16 protein-coding genes are annotated in these 23,880 nt (G+C 35.6%); 1 reads left to right on the top strand and 15 read right to left on the bottom strand.

The window, feature by feature from the left end:
• Positions 1-91 precede the first annotated feature (91 nt).
• The 11 genes from B0A67_RS18855 to B0A67_RS18805 all read right to left on the bottom strand — a co-directional run bounded on the left by B0A67_RS18855 (position 92) and on the right by B0A67_RS18805 (position 17,202).
• Complete coding sequence (locus tag B0A67_RS18855) at positions 92-835, bottom strand: rhamnogalacturonan acetylesterase (protein ID WP_072962892.1); 744 nt, start codon at positions 833-835, stop codon at positions 92-94.
• A 172-nt stretch (positions 836-1,007) separates the two neighbouring features.
• Entirely contained in the window at positions 1,008-2,357 is a 1,350-nt protein-coding gene (locus B0A67_RS18850; RefSeq protein WP_072963224.1) for a glycoside hydrolase family 28 protein, read from the bottom strand.
• 29 nt (positions 2,358-2,386) lie between these two features.
• Entirely contained in the window at positions 2,387-4,396 is a 2,010-nt protein-coding gene (gene pelA / locus B0A67_RS18845; protein ID WP_072962896.1) for a pectate lyase, read from the bottom strand.
• A gap of 9 nt (positions 4,397-4,405) precedes the next feature.
• Positions 4,406-6,004 (bottom strand): glycoside hydrolase family 43 protein, encoded by a 1,599-nt coding sequence (locus B0A67_RS18840; protein WP_072962899.1) that lies wholly within the window; start codon positions 6,002-6,004, stop codon positions 4,406-4,408.
• 117 nt (positions 6,005-6,121) lie between these two features.
• Positions 6,122-7,345, bottom strand: coding sequence for a glycoside hydrolase family 88/105 protein (locus B0A67_RS18835; RefSeq protein ID WP_072962902.1), 1,224 nt, complete (start codon positions 7,343-7,345; stop codon positions 6,122-6,124).
• 21 nt (positions 7,346-7,366) lie between these two features.
• On the bottom strand, positions 7,367-8,587 hold the full coding sequence (locus B0A67_RS18830) for a glycoside hydrolase family 88/105 protein (protein WP_072962905.1): 1,221 nt from the start codon (positions 8,585-8,587) through the stop codon (positions 7,367-7,369).
• A gap of 17 nt (positions 8,588-8,604) precedes the next feature.
• Positions 8,605-9,819, bottom strand: coding sequence for a glycoside hydrolase family 88/105 protein (locus B0A67_RS18825; protein WP_072962908.1), 1,215 nt, complete (start codon positions 9,817-9,819; stop codon positions 8,605-8,607).
• A 103-nt stretch (positions 9,820-9,922) separates the two neighbouring features.
• Positions 9,923-10,858: an alpha/beta hydrolase gene (locus tag B0A67_RS18820; protein WP_072962910.1), complete on the bottom strand. Its 936-nt coding sequence runs from the start codon at positions 10,856-10,858 to the stop codon at positions 9,923-9,925.
• A gap of 101 nt (positions 10,859-10,959) precedes the next feature.
• The gene (locus B0A67_RS18815) at positions 10,960-12,645 is read right to left on the bottom strand and encodes a RagB/SusD family nutrient uptake outer membrane protein (protein ID WP_072962914.1); all 1,686 of its coding nucleotides are present in this window, start codon (positions 12,643-12,645) and stop codon (positions 10,960-10,962) included.
• An 11-nt stretch (positions 12,646-12,656) separates the two neighbouring features.
• Complete coding sequence (locus B0A67_RS18810) at positions 12,657-15,788, bottom strand: SusC/RagA family TonB-linked outer membrane protein (protein WP_072962917.1); 3,132 nt, start codon at positions 15,786-15,788, stop codon at positions 12,657-12,659.
• 34 nt (positions 15,789-15,822) lie between these two features.
• Positions 15,823-17,202 (bottom strand): glycoside hydrolase family 28 protein, encoded by a 1,380-nt coding sequence (locus tag B0A67_RS18805; protein WP_393051643.1) that lies wholly within the window; start codon positions 17,200-17,202, stop codon positions 15,823-15,825.
• Positions 17,203-17,546: 344 nt separating this feature from the next.
• Between B0A67_RS18805 and B0A67_RS18800 the strand changes: the two genes are divergently transcribed.
• Positions 17,547-18,575 carry a LacI family DNA-binding transcriptional regulator gene (locus tag B0A67_RS18800; RefSeq protein ID WP_072962924.1) on the top strand — a complete coding sequence of 343 codons (1,029 nt, stop codon included), beginning with the start codon at positions 17,547-17,549 and terminating at the stop codon, positions 18,573-18,575.
• A 243-nt stretch (positions 18,576-18,818) separates the two neighbouring features.
• Here the strand turns inward: B0A67_RS18800 and B0A67_RS18795 are convergent, their stop codons facing one another.
• The 4 genes from B0A67_RS18795 to B0A67_RS18780 all read right to left on the bottom strand — a co-directional run bounded on the left by B0A67_RS18795 (position 18,819) and on the right by B0A67_RS18780 (position 23,839).
• Complete coding sequence (locus B0A67_RS18795) at positions 18,819-20,441, bottom strand: UxaA family hydrolase (RefSeq protein WP_072962927.1); 1,623 nt, start codon at positions 20,439-20,441, stop codon at positions 18,819-18,821.
• Between the two features lie 31 nt (positions 20,442-20,472).
• Positions 20,473-21,918, bottom strand: coding sequence for a tagaturonate reductase (locus B0A67_RS18790; protein ID WP_072962930.1), 1,446 nt, complete (start codon positions 21,916-21,918; stop codon positions 20,473-20,475).
• A 216-nt stretch (positions 21,919-22,134) separates the two neighbouring features.
• The gene (locus tag B0A67_RS18785) at positions 22,135-22,806 is read right to left on the bottom strand and encodes a bifunctional 4-hydroxy-2-oxoglutarate aldolase/2-dehydro-3-deoxy-phosphogluconate aldolase (protein WP_072962933.1); all 672 of its coding nucleotides are present in this window, start codon (positions 22,804-22,806) and stop codon (positions 22,135-22,137) included.
• Between the two features lie 10 nt (positions 22,807-22,816).
• Complete coding sequence (locus tag B0A67_RS18780; protein ID WP_072962939.1) at positions 22,817-23,839, bottom strand: sugar kinase; 1,023 nt, start codon at positions 23,837-23,839, stop codon at positions 22,817-22,819.
• Positions 23,840-23,880 lie beyond the last annotated feature (41 nt).

Below are 23,880 nucleotides of genomic sequence, written 5' to 3'. Positions count from 1 at the left end.
ATCTGAATCTCTTTTATTGCACTAATAAATGTGCCTTTTTTATAATTTTTACCTGGTAAAAAAAGAAGTCTTAAGCACCACAAAACAATCTTTATTTGATTGCTTTTTTAAGTTTATCCAAAGAAGGATCCTTTGATTGGTTAATTTGATTGACAACAATTTGTGCAATTGCTCTGGCCCCCTTCAATGAGAGGTGTGTATCATCGGCCTTGTCTTTATCGTAATAAGGATTTTCACCTGCTTTAAAGTGTAAATGCAATTGTTTTGACTTTTCAGGTCCATAGGATTCTTCGAGTAATTCGGTGTAATATTCTAGATCAATAAAAGGAACATTATACTGCTGCGCTACTAGTCTGGTCTCTAATGGATACTCTCCATGAGTGGGAACCAGTACGCCCTTTTCATTAAAATTTCGTCTGGCAATAGAGCTCAGCAATACTGGGATTGCTCCTTTTTCACGACTTTCATTTACAAACCGAATAAGATTATATCTATAGGTTGTATGGGGGTTGGTATAACGGGTTGAATCTTCTATTTTTTGATCATTATGTCCAAATTCAATAAAAACATAATCTCCTTTTTTTAGCTTTTTATAAATAGAATCCCAACGTTTTTCATTGATAAAACTCTTAGTGCTCCTACCGTTTACAGCTTTATTCTCAACGGTGAAATTATCCTTAAAAAAAGGTTGCAGAACTTGCCCCCAACCGTGTTCTGGATTACGATCTGGATCTTTTTTATTTGCCATTGTTGAATCACCAATGGTATAAATTGTAGTTTTTTGAGCAAAACAACTCACTGAGATTAAGCAGATAATTAACAGGTAATATTTCATTTTTTTGATTTTTGATTTTATTATACTCTCGCATCTTTCAACTTTGCTCAGTACAATAAGTATTGTGGTTAATTTATGGTTTTATACCTTAGGCCAAAACAGCAACCACAAACTTTTTTTAACTTTCACTACATTTTTCAGGTTTTGTCTTTTTCAACTTTCCTTAAAAAAACTACTTTGCAGCCGAGGGAACCGTTGCCTTTTCTCCGATAAAAACTTCGTTCAAAAGTACATTCTCTGCATTGGTACTTGAAATCGCATTTTTGGCCCATTTGATATCAATATTGTTCAATGAGATATTGGTGACTTTTTTCTCAGCAAATCCCTGAATCACAATTCCTGATGCTGTGGCTTTATTACAGGTAATATCCCAGAATGATATATTGGATATTTCGGACTGAAAACCATTACCTTCCCCATGATAATTTGCCGTGATATACAAACAATCTTCCACTTCATCCAGCTTGATATTTCGAACAAAAACATTTTTTATAAAACCTCCACGATCAGCATTGGTCTTTAAATAAATCCCTCTTTTCAAATACCCTACGGTTTTGCAATTCTCTACATATATGTTTTGAACCCCAGCTGACATTTCACTTCCTATAACAACGCCGTGAAGTCCTTTAAAATTACAATTTCTGATCACTATATTCTCACTTGGTGTGGCCGCGTTTGCTCTGCCTTCGTGATCTCTTCCGGCTTTAATGGCCACGTTATCATCTGCGTTATCAAAAGTCACATTTTCTATCAAAACATCCTTAGCATATTCAGGATCAATACCGTCATTATTATGATTTAAGGATTTATAACTAATTCCACGCACAGTAATGCTTTGCGATTTTAGTAAATGCAAACACCAAAAAGGTGAATTTTCTATTCTGATATTTTCCACCAAAATGTTTTTACAGTTAAAGAACTGAATCATTTGGGGACGCAAAAAATATCCTTCTCCAAATTTTCTGTCTTTTAAAGGAGTTGCATTATGATTCATACCACGGCTTAAGTTTTTCCCTGCACCTTCTTTTGCTTTAAAGCTTTTCCAAACCTTGCCTCCTTCTCCATCAATTATACCTTCGCCGGTTATGGCAATATTAGAGCAGTCATAAGCATAAATAAGCGGACTGTAATTGTAGAGCATAGTACCTTCCCAGCTCGTTAAAACCATTGGTAGATAATCCTTCGGATTATCACTGAATTTGATTTTGGCCCCTTTCTCTATTTTTAAATTTACATTGCTTACAAAATGAATTGGACCATTGATTTTATAAATACCTTTTGGTACCACAATAGTTCCTCCATTGTTCTTTTTACACAATGCCATCGCCTTATCAAATGCTGCTTTATTATTGGTTATAGAATCTCCTTTTGCGCCCAATTTTACCACATTAATCTGATAAGATGCAAAGACAGGAAGCTGAATTCTCTTTACAATAGAATCTACTTTTTGGGATGGAAATTGCTGATGCTGAGCAAAAGAAGTCCATGAAATCAATAGAAAAATCAGAAGTCTAAAATTCATATTTTTTGTTTTTTTTAAATCTATTTTTTTTACTTTGAATACCAATTGGCAATTGAATCTTTTAAAATATTCTCGATGGTATATTCTTGAGCTTCTTTCTCTTGAAGTTGGTGTGACCAAAAGACTCTCTTGGCAGGCTGAAATCCTTCACCTTTGCAATTATATTCAGCATAGAAAGCATTCTTTTCAGCTTCGGGTTTCGACCAGTTCTCCCAGCCCTCAGGTTTTATGTGTTTTCCCATATCACAATTCATATAAACCGTTTTTGCATAAATTCGCCATGGTCTGCCTAAGTAAACCGCCGTTGCAGCGGGTTCCCCGGTAAGTTTACAATCTTTGAAAACAAACCCAAAAGCGTTATTTTGGGGAGTTGAAGCAGCCGTAATATAAGAACTTTTAATACTGTGAATCTGGCAATTTTCAAATAAAGCAGTTGCACCTCCAAAAATAAAATCAGTTGTTCCTTCAATATAACACTCTTTAAAATATTGCTTTGCATTTTTTCCTGAGAGATATAATGTATCTTGATTTCCAAGAATATTACAGTTTACAAGCTTTGCACGATTTGAAACAACAGACAAAGCAATTGCCTGACCTTTATCGCCTGAGGCATTTTTAATGGTTAAATTTGAAGCTGAAAAATCATCGGCTTCAACTAAAACTGTAGACGTGTAAAAAGTACTGTTTCTTCCTAAATTGATTCTAGAGAAATTATCATCAAAAGTGATAATGGTATTCTCTTTACTCTCACCAATCAAAGATAAATGCGTATTCCACTCGGGAATTCGCACTTTTTCATTGTAAATTCCATTTTTCACAAACACCGTCACTTTCTCATAAGGAAAAGAAGGGCTTGCATTTATGGCATCCTGAATTTTGGTAAAATCACCCGAACCATCTAAAGCAACTGTAATAAAATTGTTGTTTTTCTTATCTGTTTTTTCTGCCGATGAAACTTTTACTGCGTTTTTTATGGCCCATGCAGGATATTTTTTCAGAACTTCTTTTGGAGCATCCGAATACCATGAATAACCATTTCGTCTTTCAGCACCTATTTCATCCAATGATTTTTTCTTTATTCCGTCACGATCACAAAAGAACGGTTGGTTTGTATTCAGATCCATAAACCTCGCCCAGAGTGGTGCTGCATTTTGGGTGGGAATCATCTTTTTGTCGATGATCTTTCCGGCATCATTCAAAACACGTTTCTCTTCAAGATTCGTAATTTTAGTTTTTTCAAACCATGCCTGAGCGCTTTTAACTGCCGTAATGATCTGGGTCGAAGGTTTTTCGATTCTCATTAAAAGCAATACAATTTTAGCCGATTCGTATCCGCTAAGCGATGCTAACTCAAAAGCCCTTGCATTTGCCGGAGCTAATGTAACTTCATCATGCTGGGCGCACCAGGCGGTTAAAACACCATTTTGTTTGTACTGCGTTTTCAGTATACAATCAATTCCTTTATCAAAAGATTTCTTTGCTTTTTCAACAATTTCCTTTGATGGTTTTATGCTATAAAAATCAGTTTCTTCACTTACTTGTTCCATGATATTCATAATGTTTATCATCGAATCATCATTGTAAGTAATATGGGTATAATATCCTTTTTTTAACGGATAAAACTGAGGCCATCCTCCGTTTTTATATTGGGCTTCAAATAAATAATTTAATCCTTTTAAGAAAGATTCTCTGTAGCGTTCATCCTTGATCTGTGCATACATTTTTGACATAAAAAGCATTTCCTGAGAGGTTGCTCCATTGTCTGTGGTTGTTTCTGCTGTCGTTTTTTTAAGGGCTAATAAATCCTTTTTTTCAACAGGAGTCAATTCTTGCTGCATCTGGATATTCTTTGGCCATCCTCCAATGTCTCGTTGATAAAGCAATACATTCTCAGCTATTTTTTTAGCCTGGTCGGTACCAAACCAGGCAGCATCGTTTTTACGAATGATATCAGGCCAATTTTTATAGGTATTCTGAGCATTTATACTAAAACAAACACTGAAGAAAACGAGTAGTATGTATTTTTTTAATGGAATCATTATTTAAGTTTATTTTGTAATTCTAAACCAATCTACAGCAACATTTCCTGAATCATTTGTTACTTTCTCACTCAAGGCAAAAAGACCGACTTTTGCGCCAATCCATTTTCCTTCTTTAGCCAGAAAATCAGAACCAATTGGCTGATATTTTTTATCATCTGCACTATAAAAGAAACTGCAAATTCCGCCTTTTTTAATTGTTACTCTAAGATATATTGTATTGTTTGCTATTAAAACAGGTTTCGTTGCTGTCTCTGCAACTTTTTCATCAAAAGTTCCTGTTCTCTGATTCAAATACAGCTTTCCGTTTTCATTTTTTAAATTCAAATAACTGTAGTCTAATCCCATAATGATAAGTCCTGTTGATTCTTGGTTTAACCTTGTATTAAAAGTCAATTTGGCCGTGGCTGTAAACTCTTCTGCAGGGAATTTTTGCAACAACAAATTGGGTGCATCAAAAATTTTCTGATCCTCTTTTAAAGTCGTTACACAGAATAAATTCAAATAACCTAAACTCGTCGGGAAACCCCAATTGATTTGAGAATTGGCCTGCCATTGCCATTGCAGACCTAATTTAGGTTCATTAAACTCATCTGATGTTGCAGGATTTTCAATTGGATATTTCTTGCCTACATTTGGTTTTTTAAAAGTTGTAACGGGTTCACCTATTCCGTTTTTATCAAAGTCTTGTCCCATAATCGGCCAATCCTTTTCCCATTTCATGGGCTGAAGATGCACAATTCTGCCGTAAGCTCCTTTGTCCTGAAAATGAATAAACCAGTCTTCTCCGGTTTGTGTTTGCACCCAGGCTCCCTGATGCGGACCGTTTATAGCGGTTTTTCCCTGTTCGAGTACTTTCTTCTTTTCATAAGGACCAAACACATTTTTAGATCTTAAAATCGTTTGCCAGCCTGTAGCCACTCCTCCTGCCGGAGCAAAAATATAGTAGTAATTATTACGTTTATAGAATTTTGGTCCCTCAATTGTACCTTCACTCTCGTGGCCGTCAATTACCATAACTTGGTCATTATTGGCAACTGTACCTTCCGCATTCATACTGCAAACCACGATAAGACTTTTTATCTGAGCACGACTTCCGGCAAAGGCATGAACGAGATAGACTTTACCGTCATCATCCCATAACGGACTTGGATCAATAAGTCCGATTCCTTCTTTTACCAAAAGAGGTTCTGACCATGGTCCTTCCGCTTTTTTGGCTTTGATCATGTAGATTCCAAAATCAGGATCCGGATAATAAATATAAAATTCATTGTTATGAAAAGTAATACTTGGCGCCCAGACTCCGTTACCATGCTGCACTTTATTAAATGTCTCAAAGGGAGGTTGTTTTGCAAGTGCATAACTAACAATTTTCCAATTCACAAGATCTTTAGAATGTAAAATAGGTAATCCGGGAATACAATTAAAAGACGATGCGGTCATATAAAAATCATCTCCTACACGAACTACATCAGGATCTGAATAATCGGCATGAATGATAGGATTTGTATAGGTTCCGTCTGCGTTGTCAGGTACCCAGACTTGTGCCAGATTCTTTTGCAAAGAGAATACTGATAAAAGAAAAAAGAGGACTTTTAAGTTTTTCATTTTTTGATAATAATTACTTTTTAATTAAACCCGACAGGTTATAAAAACCTATCGGGTTTCTTGCATTTCTTTTAGTGATTTCGGAGGAGAAATCACCAAAGAAACCTTGTAAAGAATTTATCTGTTCAATTCTAAAGCAGCCAGAATAAAAGGTCCGGTTGCTTTAGGATCGTTGTCTTTTTTTCTTTCATTTACATAATATTCGTATGAACCATCACGATATGGTGTTCCTCCTAAACCTGCAACCTGACAGGCATGAGTTAGTGTGATTCCGCCATCAGCATCAACTTTTGTAATGAGTTGAGTTGTTAAACCATCAAAAGCTTTGTTGGCTAATTTTTTATATTTTGCCGGTAAATAACCTTTGTTTGCTCCTTTTGCAAAAGCATAAGCAAACATGGATGATCCTGAAGCTTCAAGATAATTTCCTTGCTGACCTCCTTTATCGGTTACCTGATACCACAATCCTGATTTGTCCTGATATTTAGCCAAAGCTGCACAGGCATTGTTCAAATACTTTACTAATTCTTTTTGTTTTGGATGCTCTTTTGGCATATAATCCAAAACATCAACAAGTGCCATTACATACCAGCCTAAAGCTCTTGACCAGAAGTTTGGTGAATTACCTGTAACTTTGTTAGCCCACGGCATTTGCTTGCTTTCGTCCCATGCATGATACAATAAACCTGTTTTTGGATCTGTAGCATGCAATTGAATCAATTCGAATTGTTTTGCGATGTCATCAAAACTTTTCCCGTCTTCAAAGGTAAGGGTGTATTGCGCGTAAAATGGTTCTCCCATGTACAAACCGTCTAACCACATTTGGTTTGGATAGATTTGTTTGTGCCAGAAACCTCCACTTGCAGTACGTGGCTGCTCTGAGATTTGTTTGCGTACTAATTGCATCGCTTTCAAATACTTTTCTTCTTTTGAAGTAGCATAAATATCAAAAAGCAAACGCCCCGGTACAACTAGGTCGATATTGTATTTGTCTAGTTCGTAGGTTTTAATTGTTCCGTCGTTTTGTACTAATTCATCTACATAACCTCTGATATAAGCTTTGTATCTTGGATCCGGATTTTTCTTGTGTAATTCTTCGATCGAATGCAAAACCAAGGCGTGAACATAATCCCATTTTGGTTTTTTAGAATCATCGATCATATAGGATTCCGGATGGCGTTTCATTAGGGTCAAAGCCATTTTATCAGACCATTTTGAATCTTTAGAAATTACGATCTCTTTTTTTGCTGGTTCCTGTGAAGTTACTTTACAGCTTGTAAAAGCCATTAAACAAACTAACATAACTGACGTAAAATAACCTTGTCTTTTATTATTTTTCATTTTAAAATATATTTAATTCTACTATTTCTCTAATTCTAATGCTGCCAGAATAAATGGCCCTAACCCATGTGAGTTGTCAATTTTTATTTTCTCTTTAATATAATATTCATAAGAACCATCGCGATACGGATTGCCTCCGAGTCCGGCGCTAGCACAAACCTTCGTGATATGAATTTCTCCATCAGGATCAACAGCAATTAGTTTATTCACGATGCCTTCAAAACCTTTCTCAGCCAGTTTTTTATAACTTACCGGTAAATATCCTTTTTTTGCCCCTTTTGCAAAAGCATAAACAAACATTTCAGATCCGGATGCTTCAAGATAATTTCCTTCTTTTGTTCCTGAATCGGTAACCTGATACCAAAGACCCGATGGATCCTGATATTTTGCCACTGCTTTTGATATTTCATTCAGATACTGAATTAATTCTTTTCTCTTAGGATGTTCTTTTGGCATGTAATCTAAAACATCCACTAAGGCCATCATGTACCATCCTATCGAACGCGACCAAAAATTAGGCGACGTTCCTGTTTCTTTATTTGCCCAGGGCATTTGTTTGCTTTCATCCCAGGCATGAAACAGCAAACCTGTCTTTTTATCAATGGTATGCAAATGTATTTGTTCGAACTGTTTGGCAACATCATCTAAATCTTTTCCCTTGTCAAATTCGACCGTATATCTGGCATAAAAAGGTGTTCCCATATACAATCCGTCAAGCCACATTTGGTACGGATAGATTTTCTTATGCCAAAATCCACCTGAATTGGTTCTTGGATGTGTTTCTAACTGTTTTCTCAAAGTCTGCATTGCCGTAAGATAACGATCCTCCTTTGTTGTTTTATAGAGATCAAAAAGAATCTTTCCGGCATTGATATAATCAATATTATAGTCTTCGAGTTTATAGTTCATGATTTCTCCTGAACTGCTGATAACCGTTTCTGCGTATTGTTTTACGTAATTGGCATATACCGGATTATTAGTTTTTTTATAAAGCTCCTGAAAAGACATTGCCACTAGTCCCAGCTTATAATCCCATTTTGGTTTTTCGTTATTATCAATTTGCCATAATTTTGGATCACGTTTCAGGATAGAAAGCGCCATTCGCTCTGACCATTTTAAGTCTTTAGCAATCACAACACCTTTCTTTGCAGTTTGCTGAGCTGTCACTTTACCAGCTGAAAATACAATCAGGCAAACGAGTATAACCAAAGCAGAATATATTTTGTTACTGTTTTTTATCATATCCTAAATCTTAGTTATTATTTATTTAATTCCATTGCGCTTAGCATAAATGCTGCCAAAGCGGGTGAACTAGAATCTTTTGCTTTACTTTTTACATAATACTCATTTGTACCGTCACGAAATGGTTTTCCTCCTAGTCCGACATTCGATGATACATTTGAAATCGTCACTTGTCCTTTATCATCTTTTTTGACAAACTCTTTAAGGTAGGCATCAAATGATTTCTGGGCCTGCTTTTTATAATTCGAAGCCAAATACCCTTTATCTGCCCCTTTTGCCAAAGCATAGATAATCATTGCCGAAGAAGAAGATTCAAGATAATTATCTTTCAAATCCGGTTTGTCAGCCACCTGATACCACAAACCTGAAGCGCTTTTGTACTGCTCTGCACTTTTTGCAATTTGATTCAGGTATCCAATTAGTGTTTTATATTTTGGATGCGTCTTAGGATAATAATCCAACGTTTCTATAAGAGCCATCATGTACCAGCCAATACCTCGTCCCCAAATGGTTGGAGAAGTTCCTGTTTCCGGATTTGCCCAGCCAATTTCTTTGCTTTCATCCCAAGCCTGATACACCAGTCCCGTTTTTTTATCTACCAGATGATTTTGAACCAGTTCAAACTGTCTGGCAATATCATCTAAAGCTTTACCATCTTCGTACTTCATGGTATATTGTGTATAAAAAGGTTCTGCCATATACAAACCGTCAATCCACATTTGATTAGGATAAATTTGTTTGTGCCAAAATCCGCCGCTTGCCGTTCTGGGTTGCGTTTCGAGTTGAGACCTTAGTTGTTGTATTACTTTTAAATATCGTTTATCGCTAGTTTTATCATATAAATTAAAAAGTAATTTCCCCGGATTTGCACAATCGATATTGTATTCTTTTATATCGTACTTGGCAATATTTCCATCTACATCAATCAGTTCATCAGCATATCCTTTGATATAATCAAAATAATTTTTGTCGTTCGTTTTCTGGTATAATTTTTCGAAAGCAGACAAAACCAAACCCATTTTATAATCCCATTTTGGTTTTTCAGTTCCGTCGATCTGATATGCTTTTGGGTATTTGTTTAAAATAGTACGTGCGGTTCTTTCTGACCATTTCAGATTATCAGGAAGAACAGCCGTTTCGCTTGCCTGCGCCACTAGCTTACTGCTAAAAATCAATAGCAAGACAATTATACTTTGGGTAAAATTGATTTTTATAAAAGTCGATTTAAACATACATTATATTTTAATACTGGTTGCTTTTTTAGAAAACATAACATTACCGTTTTTAAATTTGTATAAAACTGTTCTTATTATCATTGTCCTTTTTCATGCTAAATTATTTAAAAATTCTGTCTAAAAATTCTGTGGTATACACCACCGTCTGTTCCAGCCAGGGTTGAAAAAACCAAAAGGAATGCGGTGAATCCTGAATTGTTTTTACTTCACTATAAATCTTGTTCTGATCTAAAATTGCAATCATATCGTCTCTTCCGGCATGAAACCGATCAAAACTGCTGTTGATAAACAGTATTGGCGGCGTGTTTTTATTAGCATGACTTAATGCCGATGCTTGTTTCCAGTTTTCAGGATTCTCATCATAGGTTCCCTTTAACCAGAATGCTGCCATTTCTGCTTCCTGAGATTCGGGATGTTTAAAAGCGAGAATTCCATCTACATCAATTATTGCGTGTACTTTTGAAGAAGATTTACTTTTGTATTGGACATCTTCAAAAGCCAGATCTTCATTTGTTGTACCAATCAAAGCTGCCATCTGACCTCCGGAGGAGCATCCTAAAACCGCAATTTTGTCTGGATCTACATGAAATCTTTTGGCATTGTCTTTTATAAATTTAATCGCATTTTTTACATCATAAACCCCTTGTGGATATTTTGCCTCGAGTGATAACCTGTATTCTATTGCAAAACAAGAATAACCTTTTGATGTTATTTCCTGTGCCAAGACCTTCATTTGGTCTTTATTTCCTGATCTCCATCCGCCACCATGAATCATGATTACCCCTGGATTTCTTTTTTTATCTTTATTAAAAAAGGCATCAAAATGCAACATCCTTTTTGTGTCATTATAATACACTACATTCTGGATCTGTGTATCGTTGACTGCTTTATTGCCTTGCGCAATTTTTATAAAAGGATATTTTTTAATTAGTTTGCCATAAGTGCTTTTTACGGTGTATGACGTATCAATAGCATATTGACTTTGGGCGGTAATACTTTTAGAAAAAAGCAATAAAACAATTAAAAATCTTTTCATTTCAAAACCAACTACTATTTCGTTAAGAAAGGAGTCCGATTCATGACCGAACTCCTTTTTAACTTCTTCAAAAAAACTAAACCTCAAAAATTTTAAAATTACTAATAACCAGGATTCTGAGGGAAATCCTTGTTTTGGTTTAAATCCAGCGCCGTTTGTGGGATAGGTCTTAAAATTTTAAGTTTACCATCTACTCCAACAAAATTAGCTGCCTTAATTCTATAATTATAAGCCGAAGCTCTGTCTACTAATGTACCGGTACGTTTTAGATCGAACCAACGTTTGTATTCTCCTACCAGTTCTCTACCTCTTTCATCTAAGATATAATCGATATTAAATTGTCCTATAGTGGCATTGGCTACACCTGCTCTTCTTCTCACTTCATTTAAACGATCTAAACCAGTTGTCGGATTTCCTGCTTTTAAATAAGCTTCCGCCGCTATTAAATAGGTTTCTCCCAGTCTTGATACAATGATATCTCTTGTACTTACAGGACCTGTACTTGAAGGTGTTGTTGGATTGGCATCATCAAATTTCTTCACAGGAATAGTATAACAATCACGGTTGTCTATTAATGTATGATCTGCTGAGTATTCTCCCCAAGGATGGTATACAAAAGTGGCTGATTTTCTTGCTGCATTAGCCGTATTCCAGGCTGTTCTGTCTGCAGGCGTGAACCATTTTGGCTCATAAAAGTGTCTTACTTTTACAGCGCTCGCATTTGCAGGTCTGTAATACGGATAATAAAGAGTGGTCTTTGCTTTTCCGTCAACGGTTACTGTTTCTTCCAGAATTTCTGTCATAAAGGTAGCATCCCATCTTTTATCTCCTTTTTCATATAACCCTAAAGCATAAGTTGTTGGACATAAATTATAACTTCTTAACGGAGCTCCTGTTTCTGCACCTCCTAAATACGAACTGAAATAGTAAAACTGATTGTTTCCTAATTTTGTAGGATCCGTACTTGTAGAGTTTTTGTCGTATTGAACAGAAAATATGGTCTCTGCATTCAAATCGTTATCACTTGTTGCAGTAGTAACAAATAATTGATTAAAAGGAATATTTAATGCCTGACCAGCAATTGCTGCATCTGCATAAGCGGCTGCCTTTGTAAAATCAGCAGGAGTTCCAAAAGTTTCGTAACCTCTTGTAAGGTATACTTTTGCCAATAAATCATTTACGGCTCTTTTGTTTACTTTTCCTGTTGCTGCATAAGCCCCGGTTCCTACCGTAGCCAAAGAAGCATCTAAATCGGCAATAATTTGTGTGTACACTTCCTCGGCTGTATTTCTTTTGAAAGATAAAACTGCTGAAGTAATGTTATCCAGAACAATTGGAACTCCACCATAGGTCTGAACCAGTAAAAAATAAGCGTTAGCTCTTAAAAAGAGCGCTTCACCCACCAGGGAATTCAAATTTGCTGTTTGTTCTGTAATGGTCGAATAGTACACCGTTTTGTTTACAGACTGAATCTGCTGATAACATGAAGTATACAAATCATCGACATTCGCAGCTGATGGAATTAGTAATGTATATTGACTTATACCGGCTGGTTCGGGTGTTCTTCCTTCGGCGTACATATCGGTACCGGATTCAAACAACCATGGATTTCCTCCGTAAATTCCTTTAAGTCTTGCATAGTCTGTGTTTACTAATAACTGAAATCCGGATGCTGTTTTATATGTTTCGTCAGCCGGTACATTCGAAAGACTTTCTTCCTCGATGTAGTCGCTACATGAACTGAAAGCTGTAATGATTATTCCTAAAACTAATATTATCTTTTTCATTTTATATCTTATTAAAATTTAACACTTAAACCCAATTGTGTAGTAACGGATGCAGGACGGTTGATACCAAAATTAGAACCTGCCCATTCCGGATCATATCCGTCAAAATTTGTAAATACAAATGGGTCTAAAACATTTACATAAACTCTTAGATTACTCAATTTTAATCTTTTAAGTAATTCAGAATTAAAAGTGTATCCTAAAGAGATATTTTTAATTTTAACATAAGATGCATCTCTATAGTAACCAAATAAAGAAGTCCAATAAGCACCTGCACCAGTTGCAACTGGTCCTGGTCGTGGATTTGTATTGTTTGCGTTGGCTTCAATACCAGTTCCGTTTGTTGGAATAAAATAATCCATTTTAATTTTCTGACGGCCTCTGTCGCTCACATCAGCAAAGTTTTGATGAAAAGTACTCAATACTGTTTGTCCCTGACTTGTAATGACAGAGAAATTAAAATCAAACTGACCTACTGTTAATTTAGAGTAGAAACTTCCTTGCCATTCCGGATTTGCATTACCAATTACTTGTCTGTCATCGGCATTAAATTTACCGTCACCGTTCAAATCTTTTGGTCTCGCCTGACCAGGAGCCATACCGAAAGTTGCTGCCTGAGCTGCTTCGCTTTCCTGCCAAACTCCGTCATAAACGTAATTGTAATTTGGATTTATCTCTGAACCTAAGATCAGTTTGTTTCCAATATCACTTACCTGATCCTGATTGTAAATAGACTCTAACTTGTTTACGTTTTTAGTAAAAGTGAAAGTGGTTTCCCAGTTTAAATTTTTAGATTTTATATTTTTTGTAGTCAATAAAACCTCGACTCCTTTATTACTTACAGAACCAACATTGGCAAAAGTATTTTTCCATCCTGTTTCTAATGGTAATTGTTGTTTGTAAATCAAATCATCTGATAATCTGTCATAAACATCAACACTACCTGTAATTCTGTTTTTTAAGAATCCAAAATCAACACCTAAGTTGATCTCTCTTGTTTTTTCCCAGGTTAAGTTTTGATTGGCTAAATTCTCTGACTGCCATCCTGAAACTACATTTGCTCCGTTGGCATAAAAAGTCTGTTGATTTAATAAGGCTTGTGAAGTATAAGGAGCCACATTATCATTTCCTGTATATCCTAAACTCGCTCTAAGTTTCAAATCAGAAACTACAGAACTATTCACTAAAAATGATTCTTTACTAATTTTCCATCCTAAGGCTACAGAGGGAAAACTTTGCCATTTATTATCTGCTGATAAAACGGATGAACCATCCCATCTGTTAGAAGCTGTCAATAAATATTTATCTTTAAAAGTATAATTCAAACGAACAGCATAAGAACTCAAGGTATTTTTTGCATATCCTGAAGTTATGTTGTAGCTGGTCTGAACTCCTGAACCCATATTACTTGATCCCACATCAAAAGGCTGATTGTTAGAATACATATAAGAATTGTCATCTGTATTAGAATAAGAACTCTGCAATAACAATAAACTAAAATCATGTACGTCATTAAAAGTATGTTTCAAATCAATCTGATTGTCCCATGTATAATTGAAATTATTATAGGTTTGGATTGATGCTGAATTTTTACCGTTTAATGTTACCCCAGCATTGGTCTGCGCTGTATACGCTTTGCTAGTTGTCGTATTTTGAATTCCTGCAGAAAATGTTGTTTTGAATGTTAACCATTTTAAAGGCTGGTATTGCATATAAGCATTTCCAACAGTCTGCCATGTTTTTTCTGTCTGAGATGAATTAGCAATCTCCATTAACGGATTCACAGCACTGGTTTTATTAATTGCCCATGAACCATCAGGATAAGTTAATTTTCCTGGTAGAAAAAACAAAGAACCTACATTTTCGTTTCCTGCCGCATCCACTGACCAAGGTGACATTAAAGGGCTTAGTCTGAAAGCGTCCTGCATGGCCAAATCACTGCCTAATTGTGTATCAACGTGAGCAATTGTAACATTTGCCCCTGTAGAGAATTTATCATTTACCTTATGGTTCAAACCTAATTTGAACGAGTATTTATCTGTTCCGTCATTATCCACCAATCCTTCATCACTCTGAATACCAAAACCTAAATTATAGCTCAATCCAGACTCAGAACGTCCTGAAATATTCAAATAATTATTTTGAGTCATTCCGGGTTTAAGTACCGCGTCGTACCAATCAAAATTATAACCGTTATTGGCTCTTGAAACTAATAATGGACTTTGATTTCCTGCCAATGTTGCTAATTGAGCAGGTGTCTGTGTCTGTGGTGTAGCGCTCATATAAGCTACCTGGTGAAATTTCCACCATTCTGAACCTGACATCATTTCGGGTAATCTCGCAGCGGTTTTTGTACCATAAGAAGAATCAAAACTCACATTGAAACCCGGTTTAGCATTTGTTCCGCTTTTAGTGGTCACAATAATAACCCCGTTAGAACCTCTTGAACCATAAATTGCTGCAGAAGAGGCATCTTTTAGAACGTCCATTCTGGCAATATCTTGTGGGTTCAAAAAGTCGATTCCATCCATTGGCACACCATCTACCACATAAAGAGGGGTTGATCCCAGTACATTTGGGTTATTAGAATCTGCTAGTAATGAGTTGTTACCTCTAATTACTACTTTAAATCCATCTCCCACACGTCCTGAACTAGAGGAAATCTGAACTCCCGGTGTACTTCCCTGAATTGCTTCTAAGGCACTTGTAGTATTTCTTTCTGTTATTGTAGCAGCATTAATAGTACTAACCGATCCGGTAAGATCTGTTTTCTTCACAGATCCGTATCCTACAACCACAACTTCATTGAGTGAATTGGATTGCTCTGAAAGACTAACATTGACTCTAGATTTTCCCGCAACACTTACTTCTTGTGTCTGAAATCCTAAATAACTAAAAATTAGTACCGCTTTGTTATTGGTTACATTAATTTTAAAACTTCCCTCAAAGTCTGTCGAGGTACCGTTTTTAGTTCCTTTTTCCTGGACATTTACACCTGGTAGTGATAATCCCGCCGCATCTGTGATTTTTCCTTCTACTACTGTTGATTGCGCATAAATTGTTGTGCTCAACAGAAAATTCAGGAAAAATAAAAATACAAGATTGTATTTTGTTTTCTTCTTTGTTAATTGTTTAAAGTTCATAGTTTGGTTAAATAGTTTGGTTAATTGATAGTGTTTAATTTTTAATGGCTTCTACTTTTTTTTCATTGATATAGGTATTGATAAAGTTGATGTTTTTCACGTTTTTCAATAAATAGACAGAATCTACCTTATGAATCACTACGTTTTTAAGTGTTATATTTTCTACAGGAGATTCTTTGTATCCTTCGGCCCAGACACTGTATTTCCCTCCATTTTTTACATTTATATTTTCAAGAGTTACATTTCTGATGGTCGGAATAAAATTTCCCGTTTGAGATCCGTAGACATTATAAAACATGTTCAATTTCAGGACACATTCTTTTACTGTGCCTACTTCAAGGTTTCGAACAAAAACATTCTCGATCACTCCTCCTCTTTTTGAATTTGTTTTAATGCGAATCGCGCGGTCAAGATTAGGGCTGTCCATAACACAATTTTCTACAAATACATTATTTACACCCGCTGATATTTCGCTCCCAATAACAACTCCGCCATGACCATCGATCATTTTACAGTTCTGAACAATGATATTTTTACTTGCTATTGCTACTCTTCTTCCATCTGCGTCACGGCCCGCTTTTATAGCAATGCAATCGTCGCCGGTATTAAACGTGCAGTTTTTGATCAGTACATTTTGCGAATATTCAGGATCACAACCGTCATTATTAGGTCCGTGACTGTTCACTGTAACACCATCAATAATAATATTGTTTGTTTTTATAGGATGCAGAATCCAAAACGGAGAATTGATCACTTTTACATCTTTTACTAAAACGGTATTGCACTCAAAAAACTCTATAAAGTTTGGACGTAAATAACGGCCTTCACCAAAAATTCTTTCGGCAACCGGCACACCTTTTTCAGCCATATCAACCAGAACTTCTCTATTCTGAGGATCATTTTGTGAGGGAATTCCTTTTTTCCAACCGTAATCTTTTCCTCCCGACCAAATCCACCAGTTTGTACTGTCTGCCTGACCATTAAGGGTTCCTTTTCCAGTTATGGCAACATTGGTTTTATTCTTAGCATATATAAGGGGAGAATAATTCATTAATTCGGTTCCTTCAAATGAAGTATGAACCATTGGATAATCTTTTGGATTTAAACTAAACAGAATCTCAGCATTATCCTCTAAGTGTAAATTTACATTACTTTGAAGATGTATGGCCCCGGTAAGGTATTTTCCGTTAGGCACCAACACTTTTCCTCCACCATTTTCGCTACAGGCTTTTATTGCTTTTTCGAAAGCTACAGTATTAGACGTTTTTCCGTCGGCTACAGCGCCAAAATCATTAATATTAAAAGTTTTATCAGCAAAATGAGTTTCAGGAATACTCTTAATGATTAATTCCATTCTTTTCCAGGGATCAGAATCAGAAACATTTGAAGTTTGCTTTGCACATGAAAGAACCATTGCAGTAACTGCACTAACAATTAAAACTCTCTTAAATGCTATAATTCTATTTGCAATCATTCCTGTAGTATTTATTATTTGGGAGTCAAACCAATACACGTATGTAATCGATTACACGAAAATATAAAATAAGTTCGAGTACACCAAATTTATTTAGAAATAAATTATATATTTAATTTTTATTAGGAATTATATTTACATTTAATGTAAAAAAACATATAATTTATTATCATTGTATAACCGAAAACGTTTTAATTATAAATTATGGTAATCGATAACAATTTGTTTACTGTTATAAAAAAAAATGTATTTTTGTCTAAGATTAATCTGAAAATCCTTTTTTAATGAGCGAAAAAATAACCATTTACGATATTGCTGAGAAATTAAATATCACTGCTGCTACTGTTTCAAGGGCTTTAAACAACAACCCGAAGATAAAAGAGAGCACACGCGAGTTGGTTATAAAAACCGCTGCTTCAATGAATTACAAGCAAAACAAGCTTGCATTAGCATTAAAAAGCGGCCGAAGTAATAATATAGGAGTGATTGTCCCTCGTATTGACAGTAATTTTTTTGCCTCTGTCATCAGGGGTATCGAAGAAGAATTACATCCTCATGGTTATCAGGTAATTATTTGCCAGACTCACGAAAGTCCCAAAAGAGAAAATGAAAATTTATATACGCTCATAGACGCGCAAGTTGATGGTATTATCATGTCAGTTACCGATGTTACTACTGAAAATGACGGGGCTTTTCGCAACGTTTTAGAGAAAAATGTCCCTTTGATATTTTTTGACAGAAGCAAACATATTGATGGGGTCAGCTCAGTAACTATCAATGATTTTAAAGGTGGATATCTTACCACACAACACTTAATAAACGAAGGCTGTAAATCTATCGCTCACTTATCAGGAGATCAATCGCTTGAAATTTTCAAAAACAGGTTTTTAGGATACAAACAGGCTTTGCTTGATAACGGATTGACATTTAAAGAGGAATATGTTATTCCTGTAAAGAGTTTTGTTGATGCCGGAAAAGATGCTGTTGATGTTTTACTACAACTGCAAACTCCTCCAGATGCCATATTTTCATCGAGTGACTTTGCTGCCTTAGGCGCAATTCAGGAATTAAGAGCCCGAAATATCAGCATTCCTAAAGACTTTTGTGTTGCCGGATTCAGTAATGAACCCTTTACCAAATTCATGGAGTTATCTATTACTTCTGTAGATCAGTCACCTCTTGAAATGGGAAAAATGTCGGCGCGTGTTTTCCTGGAGCAAGTAGACAAAACAGACACTATCAAAATCGAAAAAAAGGTGGTTCTTGCACCGGAATTGCATATTCGTAAATCATCGTCAAGAAGTAGCTCTTAATCTTTTTTTACCATATATGTAAGACGCACAGCTGTGCGTCTTTTTTTTTACTATATAAGGAAATATAGACTGTATTGTGGTATAAGCTCTTATTAGCTACAAATTATCGTGGCTAAAAACCTTTTTTAATCTCTGAATAAAAAAATAAAAAAGCACCATATAAAACCTATATGATGCTTTCTTATTTTGTACCTTTTATAATACAGCTTATATTTTCTTAAATAACTTATTGGTTTAAATCAATTACAAAGAAACCCCTCTTTTCCAAGGAATAAAATCGTTTTGGTTTAAGATTGCTGCTTTGGTTTTAATTGTACCACTGGCAACATTTATGATGAATTCTAACATTTCATCCGCCATTTCGTCAATTGATTTTTCTCCGGTGATAATTCCACCAGTATCGATATCAATAATATCAGACATTTTATTGGCCAATTGTGTGTTAGATGAAATTTTCACAACCGGAGCTATCGGGTTTCCTGTTGGAGTTCCCAAACCTGTTGTAAACAATACCATATTTGCTCCCGAACCTACCATTGCAGTGGTACATTCCACATCATTTCCAGGAGTACATAACAATGTAAAGCCTGGTTCATTAATATATTCTCCATAATCGAAAACACCCGTAATTGGTGAAGTCCCTCCTTTTTTAGCAGCACCAGCTGATTTCATTGCATCTGTAATCAAACCGTCCTTGATGTTACCCGGAGATGGATTCATGTCAAATCCTGAACCTGCATCTACAACTGTTTTTTCGTACCATTGCATTAAGTCTAAGAAGCGTTTTCCATCCTTATCATCTATACAACGATTTACTAATTCCTGTTCTACTCCACATAATTCAGGAAATTCAGAAAGAATTGTAGTTCCTCCTAAAGCAACTAAATGATCTGATAACACTCCCAATGTTGGATTAGCTGAAATTCCCGAAAATCCATCAGAACCACCACACTCTAAACCAATTCTTAATTTAGATAATGGAGCTGGTTCTCTTTTTATTTCATTGGCTTTTTTAATGGCTTCAAACGTATCTTTTACCACACTGCTAAGCATACTTTCGATAGTTCCTATTTGTTGCTGATCGTAAATCAAAACAGGCTTTTTGCTGTTTGGATTGATGGCGTCCATTGCGTCTTTAAATATCTGAATTTGCAAGTTCTGACATCCTAAACTCAATACCGTTGCTCCGGCCACGTTGGGATTGTTTACATAACCAGCCAATAATTTAGCCAAACTGTGCGAATCCTGACGAATACCTCCGCAACCACCCTGATGTGTAATGAATTTTACTTCGATGTTATTGAATAAATTAGCATCATTTGAAGCTGCTTCATTACCTGCACCACCCGTTTCAGTTTTCACCAAAGAACGAAGCAATAACTGATAATCGTTCTCTTTAGGTTTCATTAATTCTTTTTCGAAAATATCCTTAAGGATTTCGATATTTCTGTTTTCACAGAAAACTAAAGGAAAAAACAACCAGACATTCTCAGTTCCAACTTGTCCGTCTTCTCTGTGATAACCTTGCCATGTTCTGTCTTTCCATTTATCAATGTTGGGAGCAGTCCAGCCAATAGTTTCCGTTTTACCGGTTACTTTATCACTTTCGTGTTTTACGTTGGCTGTAGAAAGTAATCCTCCTCTTTCGATTCGTGCACTTGCTTTTCCTACCAAAACACCATACATAATGATTCTGTCTCCTATATTAAAAGGAACCATTGCAATCTTATGTTTCATCTTTACATCAGACTCAATAGCAACTGATTCCCCTTCAAAATCAATTACTTCGCCTGCTGTAAGATTCACCAAAGCAACCGCAACATTGTCGGTTGGGTGAACTTTTATTAATTTTTTCTGCGTTGCCATAATTAAACCTTGTTCTTTGTTCTTTATCTTTTTATTTTATTCTTTGCTGAAACTTAGCAAAACCGGCTTCAACACCGTTTGAGTCAATTTCTTCTAAAGCAATTGTAATCGCTTTTGTTAATCCCGGAATTTCAGTTAAATCTTCATCCCAGAAACTTTTGTTTTGCAATGTAAGTCTCGCTATTTTTTCATAATCATCTGATTTCCATAAACCATCAAAAAACGAAACAATATCTTCACCATCTTTAACCGGTAAACTTTGACCATTCCAGGCTCCTTTGTAGAAACGAATTAAACTCGCTAATGAAAAAGTCAAATTAACAGGCAATTTTTTGTTAGCCTTATAATATCCTAATAAACTAGGTAAAACTCTTACTTTGAATTTCGACACAGAATTTAATGCAATATCAGCAAGTGCATGTTTGATAAATGGATTTTTAAATCGGTCCATTACCTCCTCAGAATAGGCCGTAATTTCATTTTTGTCCATATCAAGAGTTTCACTAATTTCACTAATAACGCTATTCACAAATTTTCCGGTAAAATCTCCGTCAACCGTTTCCATTACTAATTTGTTACCATACAAAAGTGAAAAAGGAACCATTGCTGTGTGCGCACCATTTAAAATACGAACTTTAATCATTTTAAAAGGACGTATATCATCAACAATTTTCACATTCAAATCTGTCTTATGAAAAGGCAATTTTGTTTTTAAAGCTTCTCCACCTTCAATAGCCCAAAGGAAAAAAGGTTCAGCAGCAACAATTAAGTTGTCCTGATAATCTAATTTATTATTGTATTCTTCAATTTCAGCTCTTGGATATCCAGGAACAATCCTATCAACCAAAGTACTGTGATACGTACAAGCATCTGATACCCAAGTTTTAAATGCATCTTCTAACTTCCATGTATCGCAATATTGCAAAATATATTTTTTAAGCGTCTCTGAGTTATAATCAATCAATTCACAAGGAATGATTGTTACTCCTTTAGAAGCATCTCCATTAAAATGCTTAAATCTTTCATATAATAAAACAGTCAACTTTGCAGGAAATGACACTGGCGGCTGCATGTCCGGAGTATCACTTTCAATGAATTCAATTCCAGCTTCAGTAGTATTAGAAACAATAAACTGAAGCTCTTCTTCTTTGGCTAAAGCCAAATAATTTGCAAATTCAGTATATGGGTTTATAGTTTTTACAATATTAGTAATCAACTCAATATCTTGTATCTTTTCACCTTTTTTAATTCCGTTCATAAACAAGGTATAAAGACCATCTTGCTCATTAATCAAGTTTACCATACCGTCTTTCAAAGGTTGAACTATTGCAATACCGGCATTAAAATCAATTTCTTTATTTAGTTTGTGAAAAGCATAATCAACAAAAGCTCTTAAAAAGTTACCCTCTCCAAACTGAACTACCTTAATTGGATATAACTTTTCTAATCCTGTATTTATTCTATTTAATTTTTTCATTTTAAAATCTCTTTAAAGCGTTATAAATAACCACATTAAATACCTTATTTTGCTTTTAGCTTTTTTTTACATTGTAAAAGAAACATTACACTTGTGTGAGGAAAATAATACTTGTTGTGAGGAATGACAAGAGCTATTTTTCAAGTGTAATGTTCAATTACAATCTCTAAAATCTAAAAAAAACGCATGTAAACAAGGAATTGGCATGATTACTCCTTATTTATTTTTAATATTTTTGATGATCTCAAGAACCTGACTTACTTTGTTTTTTAAGCCGTCATAATCCTTATTATCCAATATATCTTTTGAAATTAATTGCGATCCGATACCTACGCATGTCGCCCCTGCATTAAGCCATGAAGTCAAACTTTCTACCGTTGGCAAAACACCTCCTGTAGGCATAATACTTGTCCATGGGCATGGTCCTTTGATTGCTTTTATAAATTCCGGTCCATAAATATCACCAGGGAATAGTTTTACAATTTCGCAGCCTAATTCTTCTGCCCTTGCAATCTCGGTAAGTGTTCCGCAACCTGGCGACCACAATACTTTACGACGATTACAAGCTATTGCGATATCTTCTCTGAAAACCGGGGTTACAATAAAATTAGCACCTAAACTCATATACAATGAAGCCGCAGCGGCATCAGTAATAGAACCTACACCCAACATCATTCCCGGCAATTCGGCCAAAGCATATTTGTTTAAAGCCCCAAAAACCTCATGAGCAAAATCACCTCTGCTTGTAAACTCCATTAACCTTGCACCACCATCATAACAGGCTTTTAGTACCTTCTTGCTTATTTCGATATCTGAATGAAAAAACAACGGAACCATTCCGTTTTCCTTCATTTGTAAAGCCACTTCAATTCTTGAATATTTTGCCATTTTATATAAATTATCTAGATACTAATCCGGCTGAATCACCATCTACCATATTTTCAACTTCTTTTAATGTAACCAGGTTATAATCTCCCGCAATAGTGTGTTTTAAACAACAAGCTGCTACTGCAAAATCTAAAGCTCTCTGGTTATTATTCTCATATTGCTGTAATCCGTAAATTAAGCCTCCCATAAAAGCATCACCACTACCGACTCTGTCTACCACTGGTGTAACTTCTTTAACGGCCGCCTGATAAATGGCTTTTCCGTCAAACAAAATACCGCCAATTCTCTGGTGAGATGCACTTACAGAATAACGCAATGTAGTTGCTACTGTTTTCAGATTGGGGATCAGTTCAAATAACTTCGCATATAAAACCGGAAGTGATTTTTCGTCCTGATAATTAGGATTTACTTTTGGGATACCCAACATAAAATAAGCGGTATCGATATCTCCTAAAATAACATTGCTGTATTGTAACATCTCAGGCATAACATCACTTGGCGTTTTGCCATATTGCCACAATTTCGACCTGTAATTCAAATCACATGAAATCGTGATCCCTAATTTATGAGCTGCTTTTATAGCTTCTAAGCAGGCCTCGGCAGCACTCTCAGAGATTGCCGGAGTGATCCCGCTCCAATGAAACCAGGTTGCACCTTCCAGGACTTTCTCCCAGTGGATTGATCCTTTTTCAATAGTTGCCATTGAACTGTGCGTGCGATCGTAAACAACGTTACTGCCACGGGTTCCTGCACCGGTTTCAAGAAAATAAATTCCTAAACGTTCGCCTCCATAAACGATGTTTTTGGACTCTACGTTCATTTTTCGCATTTCTTTTAATGCCGAAGCACCAATTTCATTATCAGGTAATCTTGTTACAAATTCTGCATTTATACCATAATTCGCCAAAGACACACAAACATTAAATTCACCACCTCCATAAGAAGCGCCAAATGCTTTAGCCTGCGAAAAACGCAAATGCCTCTCTGTCGAAAGACGCAACATAATTTCTCCGAATGCAACTACTTTACTCATATAAATATTTTTTTTGCCACAGATTAGAATACCTAAAGATT

Origin of the sequence: Flavobacterium aquidurense, assembly GCF_002217195.1 — a bacterium.
In the GTDB taxonomy this organism is placed as follows: domain Bacteria; phylum Bacteroidota; class Bacteroidia; order Flavobacteriales; family Flavobacteriaceae; genus Flavobacterium; species Flavobacterium frigidimaris.
This window is presented reverse-complemented; position numbering and strand designations above follow the sequence as displayed.